Source organism: Sphingobium sp. TB-6 (genome assembly GCF_012927365.1).
In the GTDB taxonomy this organism is placed as follows: domain Bacteria; phylum Pseudomonadota; class Alphaproteobacteria; order Sphingomonadales; family Sphingomonadaceae; genus Sphingobium.
The window spans coordinates 1-1041 of the sequence record NZ_JABBGL010000056.1; the positions used below are offsets into that span (position 1 = coordinate 1).

Sequence of the window (1041 nt, forward strand, 5' to 3'; positions counted from 1 at the left end):
GGATCGCCCCTTTCTTTTCCTTCAGGCCCGAACGGATACCGGGGCTTTGTGGCCCGGATGACAAGCATGGGACACGGAAAAGATGAGCAATGATCTACCACAAACCCTTGGCATCGACATCTCCAAAGCAACACTCGATTGCCATGCCCACCCTGCCTCAGCTGCCCGGCAGTTCCCCAATACCACCAAGGGCCACAAGGCGCTGATCGCATGGCTCGAACAATGGACAGTCGCGCAAATCGCCTATGAAGCAACGGGAACTTACCATCGTGCAATAGAACAGGCGCTCGCTCACATACCCTGCGTCAGGCTCAATCCCGAACGAGCCAGGCGCTTTGCTCAGGCCACCGGCACCCTCGCCAAGACCGACCGCATCGATGCCGCCCTGCTGGCCCGCATGGCAGCCACCGTGCAACCTCCCATCAGGCCAGCGCCATGTGCAAATCAGGTGCTGCTGGCCGAACTCATCAATGCCCGCGACGGACTAGTTCGGGATCGTACTGCACTCAAGAACCGAGATCAGAAACTCACCATTCCTTTCCTGAAGCGCCAGTGCAGGCAGCGCCTCGACCAGATCGCACGCCATATCGAAGCACTCGATGCTGAAATCGCCCAGATCATCGCTGCTGATCCGGCTCTGGTCCGCCGCCATAACATCCTCACCAGCATCGATGGCCTCGGAACGCTGACCGCCAATCAACTCATCGCCATCATGCCCGAACTCGGCAGCCTTGATAACAAACAGGCCGCATCACTCGCCGGTCTCGCTCCTGTCGCCAGACAGTCCGGCCAGTGGAAAGGCAAGAGCTTCATTCGAGGCGGCCGCGCAAACGTCCGCAAAGCCCTCTATATGCCTGCCCTCGTCGCTGCCCGCTTCAACCCCAATCTCAAGGCAAAATATCGACAACTCATCGCCGGCGGAAAACCACCAAAACTCGCCATCACTGCCGTCATGAGAAAGCTCATCGTCACCGCAAATGCCCTGCTCAAGGCAGATCGCATCTGGCGCAAATCACTCGCTTGACCATCACGGATACTCTA

1 protein-coding gene is annotated in these 1041 nt (G+C 58.4%); it reads left to right on the forward strand.

Annotated features, from left to right (window positions below; genetic code table 11):
* The first annotated feature begins 82 nt into the window (after positions 1-82).
* Positions 83-1024 (forward strand): IS110 family transposase, encoded by a 942-nt coding sequence (locus HHL26_RS24035; protein ID WP_066554315.1) that lies wholly within the window; start codon positions 83-85, stop codon positions 1022-1024.
* Positions 1025-1041: the final 17 nt, after the last annotated feature.